Origin of the sequence: Dolichospermum sp. UHCC 0352, assembly GCF_009711925.1 — a bacterium.
Classification (GTDB): Bacteria; Cyanobacteriota; Cyanobacteriia; order Cyanobacteriales; family Nostocaceae; genus Dolichospermum; species Dolichospermum lemmermannii.
On record NZ_VIKY01000041.1, the window covers coordinates 1 to 11,614 of the forward strand.

Annotated in this window: 15 protein-coding genes; 11 read left to right on the top strand and 4 right to left on the bottom strand. The window is 38.9% G+C overall.

Going from position 1 to position 11,614, the window contains the following annotated elements:
• From FJR06_RS02685 to FJR06_RS02695, 3 genes are all read left to right on the top strand, one after another.
• Positions 1 to 1,247, top strand: a 1,247-nt coding sequence (locus FJR06_RS02685; RefSeq protein WP_168650660.1) for a bluetail domain-containing putative surface protein, incomplete at its 5' end; no start/stop codon positions are given.
• 325 nt (positions 1,248 to 1,572) lie between these two features.
• A complete protein-coding gene (locus tag FJR06_RS02690) occupies positions 1,573 to 1,836 on the top strand; it encodes a hypothetical protein (protein WP_015081447.1) in 264 nt (87 codons plus the stop codon).
• Entirely contained in the window at positions 1,823 to 2,242 is a 420-nt protein-coding gene (locus FJR06_RS02695; protein ID WP_015081446.1) for a type II toxin-antitoxin system VapC family toxin, read from the top strand. Before FJR06_RS02690 ends, FJR06_RS02695 begins: the two co-directional genes overlap by 14 nt.
• A gap of 86 nt (positions 2,243 to 2,328) precedes the next feature.
• On the opposite strand, the gene FJR06_RS02700 is transcribed toward FJR06_RS02695, so the two are convergent.
• Both FJR06_RS02700 and FJR06_RS02705 read right to left on the bottom strand, forming a co-directional pair.
• Positions 2,329 to 2,904 carry a Uma2 family endonuclease gene (locus tag FJR06_RS02700; RefSeq protein ID WP_015081445.1) on the bottom strand — a complete coding sequence of 192 codons (576 nt, stop codon included), beginning with the start codon at positions 2,902 to 2,904 and terminating at the stop codon, positions 2,329 to 2,331.
• A gap of 443 nt (positions 2,905 to 3,347) precedes the next feature.
• Positions 3,348 to 4,283: a LysR family transcriptional regulator gene (locus tag FJR06_RS02705; RefSeq protein ID WP_015081444.1), complete on the bottom strand. Its 936-nt coding sequence runs from the start codon at positions 4,281 to 4,283 to the stop codon at positions 3,348 to 3,350.
• Between the two features lie 96 nt (positions 4,284 to 4,379).
• Between FJR06_RS02705 and FJR06_RS02710 the strand changes: the two genes are divergently transcribed.
• Complete coding sequence (locus FJR06_RS02710) at positions 4,380 to 5,330, top strand: aspartoacylase (RefSeq protein WP_015081443.1); 951 nt, start codon at positions 4,380 to 4,382, stop codon at positions 5,328 to 5,330.
• A gap of 257 nt (positions 5,331 to 5,587) precedes the next feature.
• On the opposite strand, the gene FJR06_RS02715 is transcribed toward FJR06_RS02710, so the two are convergent.
• A complete protein-coding gene (locus tag FJR06_RS02715) occupies positions 5,588 to 6,004 on the bottom strand; it encodes a putative toxin-antitoxin system toxin component, PIN family (RefSeq protein ID WP_015081442.1) in 417 nt (138 codons plus the stop codon).
• Complete coding sequence (locus FJR06_RS02720) at positions 5,997 to 6,248, bottom strand: type II toxin-antitoxin system Phd/YefM family antitoxin (protein WP_015081441.1); 252 nt, start codon at positions 6,246 to 6,248, stop codon at positions 5,997 to 5,999. Before FJR06_RS02720 ends, FJR06_RS02715 begins: the two co-directional genes overlap by 8 nt.
• 157 nt (positions 6,249 to 6,405) lie before the next feature.
• Here FJR06_RS02720 and FJR06_RS02725 point away from each other — a divergent pair, with 157 nt between their 5' ends.
• The 7 genes from FJR06_RS02725 to FJR06_RS02755 all read left to right on the top strand — a co-directional run bounded on the left by FJR06_RS02725 (position 6,406) and on the right by FJR06_RS02755 (position 11,503).
• Complete coding sequence (locus FJR06_RS02725; protein WP_015081440.1) at positions 6,406 to 6,648, top strand: type II toxin-antitoxin system HicB family antitoxin; 243 nt, start codon at positions 6,406 to 6,408, stop codon at positions 6,646 to 6,648.
• Positions 6,648 to 6,866 (top strand): type II toxin-antitoxin system HicA family toxin, encoded by a 219-nt coding sequence (locus tag FJR06_RS02730; RefSeq protein WP_015081439.1) that lies wholly within the window; start codon positions 6,648 to 6,650, stop codon positions 6,864 to 6,866. The genes FJR06_RS02725 and FJR06_RS02730 overlap by 1 nt, the downstream gene beginning before the upstream one ends.
• Before the next feature lie 240 nt (positions 6,867 to 7,106).
• Entirely contained in the window at positions 7,107 to 7,391 is a 285-nt protein-coding gene (locus FJR06_RS02735; RefSeq protein WP_235081894.1) for a DUF6516 family protein, read from the top strand.
• Complete coding sequence (locus FJR06_RS02740) at positions 7,388 to 7,741, top strand: MarR family transcriptional regulator (protein ID WP_015081437.1); 354 nt, start codon at positions 7,388 to 7,390, stop codon at positions 7,739 to 7,741. Before FJR06_RS02735 ends, FJR06_RS02740 begins: the two co-directional genes overlap by 4 nt.
• Before the next feature lie 74 nt (positions 7,742 to 7,815).
• Positions 7,816 to 8,442, top strand: coding sequence for a Uma2 family endonuclease (locus FJR06_RS02745; protein WP_168650662.1), 627 nt, complete (start codon positions 7,816 to 7,818; stop codon positions 8,440 to 8,442).
• 238 nt (positions 8,443 to 8,680) lie between these two features.
• Complete coding sequence (locus FJR06_RS02750) at positions 8,681 to 10,243, top strand: NAD(P)H-quinone oxidoreductase subunit N (protein ID WP_168650664.1); 1,563 nt, start codon at positions 8,681 to 8,683, stop codon at positions 10,241 to 10,243.
• Positions 10,244 to 10,858: 615 nt separating this feature from the next.
• A complete protein-coding gene (locus FJR06_RS02755; protein ID WP_371723298.1) occupies positions 10,859 to 11,503 on the top strand; it encodes a hypothetical protein in 645 nt (214 codons plus the stop codon).
• Positions 11,504 to 11,614: the final 111 nt, after the last annotated feature.

Here is an 11,614-nt window from a genome sequence, read left to right on the forward strand (position 1 = left end):
CTGAAGGACAATTTGGATTAAATTCGGCAGAAGCTTTCACTCAAGAAACTAACTTTGGTATAGATACCAATAGTGATGGTGTTATTGGTAATCCTTACACCGCAATAGAATCAGCAGGTAATACCAAATTAGTTCAAGATACAGCCAACAAATACTTTACCCAAATCGGCACAAATACCCCAACCGCTATCAAAAATGGTGGAGAACAAATCTACCAAGATATCTACGCTGGTTGGCAAACTCTAGCCGCAGAAACCGTCAATGGAGTTAATCAAGTTCTTTGGAAAAACGTTTCTGGAAACTATCTACATATTTGGCGTTTAGATAGTAACTGGAATTGGGTTTCTTCTGAGGGAAATTGGGGATTAAATTCGGCGGAAGCTTTAACTCAAGAAACTAACTTTGGCATAGATACCAATGGTGATGGTGTGATTGGTAATCCTTACACCGCAATAGAATCAGCAGGTAATACCAAATTAGTTAAAGATACAGCGAACAAATACCTTACCCAAATCGGCACAAATACCCCAACCGCTATCAAAAACGGTGGACAACAAATCTACCAAGATATCTACGCTGGTTGGCAAACTCTAGCCGCAGAAACCGTCAATGGAGTTAATCAAGTTCTTTGGAAAAACGTTTCTGGAAACTATCTACATATTTGGCGTTTAGATAGTAACTGGAATTGGGTTTCTTCTGAGGGAAATTGGGGATTAAATTCGGCGGAAGCTTTGGGTAAAGAAACTGTCTTTGGCATAGATGCTAATGGTGATGGCTCTATCGGTAATCCTTCTAGTCTGACTCTAACAGGTACTAGTGGTAACGATATCCTTATCGGTGGTGCAAATAATGATCTTCTCACTGGTGCAGGTGGTAAAGACACTTTAACTGGTGGTTTAGGTGCTGATAAGTTTGTTTACCAAAACCTCTCTGATTCTCTCTTAGCTAATTTTGATGTGATTACTGATTTCAACGCCACCACAGGTAATGATTTATTCCGTGTTTCTACTGCACGAGCCGGATTTGTAGATGTGGGCGCAGTCAATACTTTAGATACCGCAGGTATCGGAGCAAAATTAACAGCCGCAGCCTTTGGCTCTAATTTTGCGGCTCAATTCAGCTTTGGACAAAAGATATTTGTCGCCATTAATGATACAACAACAGGGTTTAATGTTGCTAATGATGCCATTATTGAAGTCACAGGATTAACAGGAATTCTGGGACTCAATAACTTTACAACTGTCTGAGTTTGGCTGCAACATTCCCGCCCGGAACTTAAGTTCCGGTCTAAAAGCTAAAGTGCGTTAAAACGCACTCTAGTTAACTCAAAACCAAAAATTATCCTATTTGTACTAAAATAGTCGGTTTCAACCGACTTTAGCTTTTAGACAGGGAATTTATTCCCTGGCTGATCGCTAGTGTCAAGTCTCAAGCCAAAGGTTTGACGGAGATTGCTAAGTGTAAGGCTACTAGCGATCGCCCTATGAGGAAACTATTTGAGAACTACTTAACTTTGAATTTTTTGAGCTATAGTATATAGTATTGTCATACAGAGTTATGACAAGCAAAAATATGAGAGTTAATGCAAGGCTCGATAGCGATCGCGCTAATAAGTTTAATTACATTCGCCAGCGGACAAATCAAGGTGCGTCTGACATTATGAAAGTGGCGATCGATCTTTATTATGAAAAATTACATCAAGAATCCCCTGTAAAACCTTTGCAACTCCTTAGAGAATCAGGGCTGATTGGTTGTGCTGAAGGGGACTCTGATTTGTCGGTTAATTACAAGCAATATCTCACTGAAAGTCTTAACGAAAAATATGGTAATCGTTGATTCTGGCTTTTGGATAGCACTAATCAATCGCCGTGATGATTATCATGTTCTCGCTCAAGAAGTTCTAGATACGATTGATGAGCCTCTGGTGACAACATGGTGTGTGATTACGGAAGCTTGTCATATTCTCTTGAAACGTACAGGCACAAATGCTCAACAGACGTTTATTCATAGCTTAGAAATTGGTGCTTTTGAGATTTTTGATCTCAAAGTTCAAGATGGGAAAAGAATCAGTGAATTGATGAATCAATATAGTTCTCTACCAATGGATTTAGCGGACGCTTCATTGATTATTCTTGCCGAACATTTGGGGCATGGGCGGATTCTATCTGTTGATTTTCGGGACTTTAATACTTACCGCTGGAAAAATCGGCATCCTTTTGAGAATTTGATGTCTATTAACTGAAGTAATGCTATAAATTGGCGATTCCTAGGTCGCGCTAGTTCCCCCCGGGACGCAATGCGTTCGCTATCGCTAACTAATCAATTCCCTTAGAACGCCAAAGTTCTAAACAATTCGCTGACTGCAACCTTGAAGTTTAAAATTATATCTTCTCCATCTAAAATATCATTACCTCGTAATAGGAGATCGGGCTGAGGACTATGGTAAACCAGCACATATCTTTCATCAGGATGGATTACCCACAGCAGTCTAGTTCCACTTTCAAAATATTCTTCAATCTTGTTGTGAATTTCGTCAAAAGTGTTGCCTGGAGAGATAATCTCAACAACTAGATCGGGCGCACCATCAAAAAAGCCTTTAGGTAATCGTTTTAGCCCAATCAATCGCTCTTTACTAACAAAAGAAATATCGGGCGACCGCTTATTATCTCCCTTCATTTTAAATGCTGTACTAGAGTCGCAAGTAACGCCAAGATTATGCTGCCTTACAAATATCTCGATTAGCCCACCGAGGAATATGCCAATATTCCCATGCTCCATGCCTGAATTGCCCAAGTTTATCAACTCTCCATCTACAATTTCGTAACGATTGCCATCATCAGCTAAAGCCATAAACTCTTCATCAGTCCAAACTTTATCCTTTATTCTTTCTAAGATAACTGTCATATTTATTCAAGTCCTTGTAATTTTTAGACAAAGCGATTCGTTTACATGACTGGCTGAGTGATTTCTTTATTTAATACTAACCCAAATATAAATCCAATTTCATCCCCACAACAAGCGATTCCTAGGTCGCGCTAGTTCGCTCCGGGACGCAATGCGTTCGCTATCGCCTAAAAATCACGACTCACAGAAATAGCGATCGCAGTAACTCGACGAATTAGCCAAAAATAGAGTTATAATTCTCCTACAAGATCGGTGATCGAACTTGAGTCGGTACGCAGTAAGCCACAATGAGGTTATCATTTCCCCTAATTGGGTTGCGTTCCTTAACCCAACCTACAAGATCGGCGATCTCACTCGCTTGGTGGCGAAATCGTCCCAGCTTAAAGAAAGCGACTTCTTGATTTGCAGTATGAATGCTTAAAGATCAATTTTTAGAGAAAAATTCAAATGCCTCTTGAATTAACGATTTCTGTCATAATAGCAAGAAAATTCTTTAGAACTGGAGATTTGTCACGTCTGCGCCATAACATCACCACATTTAATTGTTTAGATAGCTCTTTTATCTCTTGAAAAACGACACCGTCTCTTTGAATATATCGAGTGTTTTCTGGTAATAAACTGATACCAGCTTCACCTGCTACTAAACTTATAATTGTTGATGCAAAAGTAGCCGTTTGTACACATTTAGGTGTAAATCCTGATTGTTGACAAAGAATATTAATTTGCTCTGTAAGTCCAAGAGTCGTCGAAGAAGCGGGTAGAATAAAATCTTCTTCAGCAATATCTGTTAACTGAATTTCAACTACATTAGCAAGACGATGCTTTTTCGGCAAGACGAGCAACAAGGACTCTTTTAGAACAATGTTAGAACTCAAATCTTTATTCCACAGAAAATTTGAAGGAGCATAGGTAAAGCCAATATCAACCTGATAGTCTAGCAACCCCTGAGTTTGAGGATGGGCCATTTCTTCTAAAACTATTTGTAGTTTTGGATATCTTTGTTTAAAAATCTGTAAAATTTCAGGTAAAAAATTATGAGTAATCACACCAATTACTCCTAATTTCAGTTTTCCCCTTTCACCTTGAGTAACTTGCTGGATTCCATAAATTCCCTCATTAATAGATTTAATTGCAAGACGGACTGCCTCTAAAAATATTTCGCCTCTTTCTGTTAGTTGTACGTTTCTTGGTGTTACTTCAAATAAAGGTATATCATCACAACCAATTTTCTGACCCAACTCTTTTTCAATCGCTCTAACCTGTCTGCTTAATTGAGGTTGATCAATTGAAGAACCTTGACGACTAATTCGATCAGCCGCTTTTGTAAAATTAAGCTCTTCGGATAAAATTATCAGATTTTCAAGATGTTCGATTTTCATAGTATTTTTTCACATCCCACCATGTTATTTTTGCTGTTGTGATTAACAATAGCTTACCTTACATTGATGTTAGTTAACGTTCTAAAGGTAAGCGCAATGACTCAAACTCCTGAAAAAATCAAACAACCAGCCATATTCGGTGGTATTCATGGAAATGAACTAACGGGTCTTTATCTGATTAAAAAATTTCTGAAACAGCCACATTTACTCGAACGCAATACTTTTACGGCTTCCCCCATTCTCGGTAATCTCAAGGCGATAGAAGCCTGCACTCGATTCATTGACAAAGATTTAAATCGGTGCTTTGACATTGAGAGCTTAGAGACTGTTTCTGATGAAACTATTATCTATGAAAAGCAACGGGCAAAAGAAATAAAGGAGATAATCACATCAAATAACGTTGATTGTATTTTCGATCTTCACTCGACGACGGCGGACGTAGGTTTATCTATTATTTTAGTCAACGACCATCCCTTTAACCTCAGTTTAGCGTCTTATCTAAGCCAAATTAACCCTGAAGTCCGTATTTGTAGCTTCTTTGAAAAGGATCAGCCTACTTCGTTCTTAAATTCTCTTTCTCCCTTGGGTTTTGCGATCGAGGTGGGGCCAATTGCCCAAGGTGTTTTGGATTTTTCATTGTTTCAAAAGACTGAAAATCTAATTAATGAAATTTTGAATTATCTTGATCGCTGGAATTCAGGAATAACGACGAGTCAATCAGAGTTTGTAACCGTTTATCAAAAGCTGATGACAGTCAATTTTCCTCTTAATTCTTTTAATGAATTGAATGCCTTTATCCACCCCGAAATTCAGAATTTTGTGGCAATTAACCCAGGAGGTCCTCTATTTATTAGCTTTGATGGAGAGGTAATTAATTACACGGAAACGCAAGAATTGTATCCTTATTTGGTAAATGAAGCGGCGTACTATGCTTATAACTTAGCCTTCCACTTAATGAAAAAAACCGAAGTGCGATCACCGATCCTGTTGGTTGGGTTAAGGAACACAATGATGGGAAACGATAACCTGCATTGTGGGTTAATGTGATCACTTTCTCTGATGAAGTGCGATCGCCACTTTCCCTTTCACTTCACCAAAAGTGATCGCCTAAAAATCCCGACTCACAGCAATAGCGATCTCTTTTATGAAGATAGATGTTGATGCGATCGCCTAAAAATTACGACTCACAGGAATAGCGATCGCAACTGTCAGTAATTATTATGCGTTACGCTACGCTAACACATCCTGCTATTGCTGATTTACATATTTTATCCGTCTAAAAGTTAAAATTTTAAAGATACTTTTCAGTAAACATCATCCCTAAGAAAATCCGACGGACTTAAAATTGGTAATATTCCCCGATAAGGATGAAGAATCAACAAATCTTGATCACCTGTAATTAAGACATTTGCCGAACCATTAATTGCTACATCTAAATATTTGTTATCCTTTGGATCTCGACAATCATTAATTAACTCAAGAATCGAGACTAACTCGGCGGCTGCCCTAAATTCCGCTAAAAATTTCTGACGACGTGCTACAGAAATGTAACGATCAAACTTAGAACGAAATATCACACTTTCGCACTCTGCAAAAGTTTCAACTGAAATCAATAAAATGCCAGTGTCAAGAGCTTTTTGGTAAGCTAGATTAGCAGTAGAACTAGGAGATAAAATAGCACTAACTAAGACATTAGCATCCAAAACATAGCGATTAAGCATCACTATTAAGTATCTCGTTTAACAGTTCTAACGTTAGTCCATTTGCCTGAGCTTCCGCCCCTAAATCCGCTGATATATTCTTTAAACGCAGATTTTTAATCTTTACCAAATCTTCATAATCATTCATCGAAATAATAGCCACATAATTGCGATCATGTTCCTTAACAAGAATAGGTTCTTGTTGCGCGCTATCCATAATGTAAGCAAAATCTTCCTTTACTTCTGAAACTGAAACTTGTCTCATTACATTTTGTTTGAGAAATAACTCTGGTTATTGTAACATACCCTGTAGTGCGATCGCGAAGCGCTGCTGCAAGCAGTTCGCCTTTCATAATGGAGAAGTTAATGTTATATTTGTGTAATACTATTAAGGTAGTTGGAATTCGTTTGAGCAAACAGTAATGATAACTGAATACATTGCCAAAGCCATGCAAAAAGCAACCTATGAGTTGCTAGAAGACGGTACTTTTTACGGGGAAATTCCTGATTGTGAAGGTGTTTGGAGTCAAGCCAACACCCTGGAATCCTGTCGAGAGAACTTGCAAGATGCTTTAGAAGGCTGGGTTGTCTTGGGAATCCGTTTGGGTCATCAATTTCCCGTGCTTGATGGTGTGGGCTTAAATTCACTACAAGAGGTTGCCTGATGCCTGCTTGGAAAGCCATAAAATGGCGGGAACTGGTTATTTTTCTTAAAGAAGCAGGCTTTGAAGGTCCTTATTCAGGTGGTAAACATCAATACTTGGTTAAGGGAGAACTCAAACTCACGATTCCTAATCCTCATGAGGCGGACATTAGCATAGGTTTATTGAGCAAAATACTAAAACAAGCCCATATTAGCAGAGATGAATGGGAAAAATTATAGTGCGATCTCTCCGTTAAGGTTAATTCATTATTTTGTTAACTTCGCAAGGGTAATTGGTGATGTGCTTCGCAACGCAAGCGATCGCTGTATAACAAATCATTAAACTGGATAATATTGTGATAATTTGGTTTTGAGTTGAGGGCGATAGCGCGAGCGCTCACCGAAGGTATCGCTTACCCATCCTTCGTCCCATAATATTGCTACTCGACAAACTTTAAATGTATTGCTACAATGCAATATATGAAGGCCAATCTAATCGCCAAAGCAAAAGAAGTTCATGACGACGGATCAATCGTCGAGGTTGTTATATGGGAATTACCAGAGCCAACACCACCAAGCACACATAAATACAAATACAGATTATTTTACGGGCAGAATGGAAAATGTAGAATTAGATATGACAATGAACGTGGAAAAGGAGATCATAAACATATAAACTCACACGAAATAGATTACAAATTCACAAGCATTGATAAATTGCTTGACGATTTTGAAAGAGACATTGAAACCTGGAGTGAATCATGAAAGCAATTATTGAAGTAGCCAAGGGTGGTTCTGCAATCCGAGCCGCTCGTCAACAAATTAAAGACTCCGAAATTGGAAAGCCAGTAAATTTTAGACTTTCATTTGAATCTGCAAAATCACTTTTTAGCGAGCTAACGCCTGCTCGACTTGATTTGCTTGATACTTTAAGCAAAATAGAGCCATGCAGTATTTACGCGCTGGCAAAAACAGCCGAAAGAAACTATTCAAATGTACACACAGACGTAAATCGCCTGGAAGAACTGGGATTAATTGAACGGACAGAAGAAGACAAAATATCTGTACCATTTGAATCCGTTGAAATATTCATGCCACTAGCGAAAGCAGTGTGAGAATTTGAAAAACGGCGAAGGATGGATTTAGCGAAAATGCTAGAGTGGTGATATTGATGGGGCTAAATTGACCTATGACCATTGCAACCGAAAGACCAATACAACAGCAGTTACTAAGTTTTGGCGATTTTATCGTCCGTTATGGTGACAGTAACCGCTACGAATTGATTGATGGAGAGGTGTTTGATTTGGAACCAACAGGCTACCATGAAGAAGTTTCAGCTTTTACCACCACAAAAATCTGCGCCCAAATTGATGCCTTATGTTTAAATTGGTTTGTCCTTCAGCGAGGATTACTACGTCCTTCTAACTTGGGTATAACAGCATTTCGACCTGATGTTATGGTAGTTGACCGCAATGAACTTGCGAAAGAACTACTTTGGCATGATCAATCAATCCTCACCCTGGGCAGTTCTATTAAATTTGTGATAGAAGTAGTTAGTAGCAACTGGCAAAACGATTATGCGCGTAAAGTCGAAGACTACGCAATTTTAGGTATTCCTGAATATTGGATTGCGGATTATGCAGGTCTAGGTGGGACTCGACATATTGGGAAACCGAAACAACCTACCCTTTCCATTTGTACGTTAGTGAAAGGAGAGTATGAAATTCAGCAGATTCGAGGCAATCAATCCATTACTTCGCCGACATTCCCAAATTTCAAACTGACAGCCGAACAAGTTTTAAAGGCTGGCAGATAAAGTGCTTTAATCTCTACGGTATTAACTCTTTCCCGAAAATCGCCCCACGCTGAACAGTTCAGTTATATACTCGACCGTTTATTTTGAGTTATTGCCGTACATTTGCGGATAGTTAAAATCAAATATATAAATTTCCAACTGTTAAAGATAGAAAGATCAATGCAATTTTAGTCAAGAAGTATGGATAGAATAAACTTGTGTTATCTCTAATGTTTAATCGCTAAAACCTATACATCTCATGGATTTTGCTAATTTTGCATCCCAGTTAAATGCTGGAACGATTTTACCAGAGGGAATCGTCATGATTACCCTCTTGGGGGTTTTGATTGTTGATTTGATTTTGGGACGGACATCTGCGCGCTGGATTGCATATCTAGCTACGCTCGGTTTAACAGCCGCGATTATTGCTCTATACTTCCAATGGGATACTACTAACCCCATTGCCTTTACTGGTAGCTTTAATGGTGACGACCTGAGTATTGTCTTTCGGGGGATTATCGCCCTGTCAGCAATGTCAACAATATTGATGTCAATTCGCTATGTTGAACAAAGTGGTACGCCTTTAGCCGAATTTATTGCCATTTTGATGACTGCGACTTTGGGAGGAATGTTTTTATCCGGCGCTAATGAGTTGGTGATGATTTTCATCTCTTTAGAAGCCTTGAGTATTTCCTCTTATTTGTTGACAGGTTATACAAAACGTGACCCCCGTTCCAATGAAGCAGCGTTGAAATACCTGTTAATTGGTGCTTCCAGTACAGCGGTATTTTTGTACGGTGTCTCCCTGTTGTATGGTTTATCCGGTGGACAAACAGAACTAACTGCGATCGCTAATGGTATCGCCACAGCAAATGTTGGTCAATCTCTAGGTTTAGTAATTGCCCTGGTTTTCGTGATTGCGGGTATTGGTTTCAAAATCTCCGCTGCACCCTTCCACCAATGGACACCAGACGTTTATGAAGGCGCACCGACTCCAGTTATCGCCTTTTTATCCGTCGGTTCTAAAGCCGCAGGATTTGCCCTGGCTATCCGTCTCTTAACCACCGTTTTCCCTGTCGTGGCAGATGAGTGGAGATTTGTTTTCACCGCCCTTGCAGTACTGAGTATGGTGTTGGGTAACGTTGTCGCCCTAGCCCAAACTAGCATGAAACGGATGTTAGCTTATTCATCTATTGCCCAAGCTGGGTTTGTGATGATTGGCTTAATTGCGGGAACAGATGCCGGCTATTCCAGTATGATTTTCTATCTACTGGTATACCTGTTTATGAACCTCTGCGGCTTTACCTGTGTGGTATTGTTCTCTCTGCGAACAGGAACAGACCAAATTTCCGAATACTCCGGTTTGTATCAAAAAGACCCACTTTTAACACTGGGCTTGAGTATCTCCCTGTTATCATTGGGTGGTATTCCCCCATTAGCCGGATTTTTCGGGAAGATTTACCTATTTTGGGCAGGTTGGCAAGCTGGTCTTTACTGGTTAGTTTTACTTGGTTTAGTTACCAGTGTGGTTTCCATCTATTACTACATTCGCGTAGTTAAGATGATGGTAGTCAAAGAACCCCAAGAAATGTCCGACGTGGTGAAGAATTATCCCCAAGTTCGTTGGGATTTACCAGGACTGAGACCTTTACAAGTGGGTTTGATAGTAACTTTAATAGCTACTACTATCTCTGGAATTTTATCCAATCCCTTGTTTACTTTGGCTAATAATTCTGTCACTAACACTCCCATGTTACAAGCAGCAAAAGTTGTCAGTACACAAGCTAGTGTGATTACAAATAAGGAGTTACAGGAATTGTAAGTTATTCCTAAATAATTGGTAATGGGTAATTGGTAATGAAGCTAGTCTTCAATATTCAATTACCCATTTTTATTATTAAACAGCAATAATACCAAACTTATGTGAAACTTCACAAAATCATAAAATTCATTAATTCATCCGTCTTTATCTGCGTTTATCTGCGTCCATCTGCGGTTAATAATTCTGGCTTTACCGTTCCCTTTATGTAAAACAACATTTATTGTAGGTTGGGTTGACGCAAGGAAACCCAACAACTCTCACTATCTTACCGCCAATGTTGGGTTTCACTTCGTTCAACCCAACCTACAAAAATTAAATTAATATTCTTTTCCATAATGGGAGCGGTAGAACCATAATTCTTGAAATTTGATTCTATACAGCTTCATTTTAATTGCATATTTGATGGGAATATAAGCTGTTAAAAATTGATAGTAGTATTGACATTGGTGAATACCAATTTAAAAAATATCCTAACTTGTTACATAGATATAGGGTTTGACACTTGTAAGTATTTGTGTCAAACTTGTTCGTGTATAGTCTTTAACTGAAAAGTGTTACCAATTGTGACACATCCTACAGCATTCAGACATCTACTAATACCCTAATCTTACCCAAATCGGAACAAATACCCCAACTGCTATTAAAAATGGTGGACAACAAATCTACCAAAATATCTACGCTGGTTGGCAAACTTTAGCCGCAGAAACGGTCAATGGAGTTAATCAAGTTCTCTGGAAAAATATTACTGGAAACTATCTGCATATTTGGCATTTAAATAGTAACTGGAATTGGGTTTCTTCTGAAGGACAATTTGGATTAAATTCGGCTGATGCTTTCACCCAGGAAACTAATTTTGGTATAGATACCAATGGTGATGGTATTATTGGCAATCCTTACGGCTTAATTGAATCAGCAGGTAATACCAAATTAGTCAAGGATGCAGCTAATAAATACTTTGTCCAAGTGGGAACAGCTACCCCAATTGCTATTCAAAATAGTGGAGTGCAAATCTTCCCAGATATCTATCCAGGATGGCAAACTTTAGCAGTGGAAACTGTGAATGGGGATAACCAAGTTCTCTGGAAAAATACTGCTGGAAACTACTTGCATATTTGGCATTTGGATAATAGCTGGAATCGCGTTTCTTCCGAAGGACAATTTGGATTAAATTCTGCGGCAGCTTTCACTCAAGAAACTAATTTTGGCATAGATGCCAATGGTGATGGTATTATTGGCAATCCTTACATTGCTATCGTTTAACTTAGAGGTTGTTTGAAAAGTATTAGATGAAACCGATAATCTCCAGAAACCTAACCCCCCTTCCCCCCTTCCCTACAAGGGAATGGGGGTTTCAAAGCCTCTCCCCGCGTC

Coding starts and splice junctions, on each gene's coding strand:
- FJR06_RS02710 (WP_015081443.1), top strand. CDS start 4,380: ATGACTCAAACTCCTGAAAAAATCAAACAACCAGCCATATTCGGTGGT.
- FJR06_RS02740 (WP_015081437.1), top strand. CDS start 7,388: ATGAAAGCAATTATTGAAGTAGCCAAGGGTGGTTCTGCAATCCGAGCC.
- FJR06_RS02715 (WP_015081442.1), bottom strand. CDS start 6,004: ATGCTTAATCGCTATGTTTTGGATGCTAATGTCTTAGTTAGTGCTATT.
- FJR06_RS02735 (WP_235081894.1), top strand. CDS start 7,107: ATGAAGGCCAATCTAATCGCCAAAGCAAAAGAAGTTCATGACGACGGA.
- FJR06_RS02725 (WP_015081440.1), top strand. CDS start 6,406: ATGATAACTGAATACATTGCCAAAGCCATGCAAAAAGCAACCTATGAG.
- FJR06_RS02745 (WP_168650662.1), top strand. CDS start 7,816: ATGACCATTGCAACCGAAAGACCAATACAACAGCAGTTACTAAGTTTT.
- FJR06_RS02705 (WP_015081444.1), bottom strand. CDS start 4,283: ATGAAAATCGAACATCTTGAAAATCTGATAATTTTATCCGAAGAGCTT.
- FJR06_RS02700 (WP_015081445.1), bottom strand. CDS start 2,904: ATGACAGTTATCTTAGAAAGAATAAAGGATAAAGTTTGGACTGATGAA.
- FJR06_RS02730 (WP_015081439.1), top strand. CDS start 6,648: ATGCCTGCTTGGAAAGCCATAAAATGGCGGGAACTGGTTATTTTTCTT.
- FJR06_RS02690 (WP_015081447.1), top strand. CDS start 1,573: ATGAGAGTTAATGCAAGGCTCGATAGCGATCGCGCTAATAAGTTTAAT.
- FJR06_RS02720 (WP_015081441.1), bottom strand. CDS start 6,248: ATGAGACAAGTTTCAGTTTCAGAAGTAAAGGAAGATTTTGCTTACATT.
- FJR06_RS02750 (WP_168650664.1), top strand. CDS start 8,681: ATGGATTTTGCTAATTTTGCATCCCAGTTAAATGCTGGAACGATTTTA.
- FJR06_RS02695 (WP_015081446.1), top strand. CDS start 1,823: ATGGTAATCGTTGATTCTGGCTTTTGGATAGCACTAATCAATCGCCGT.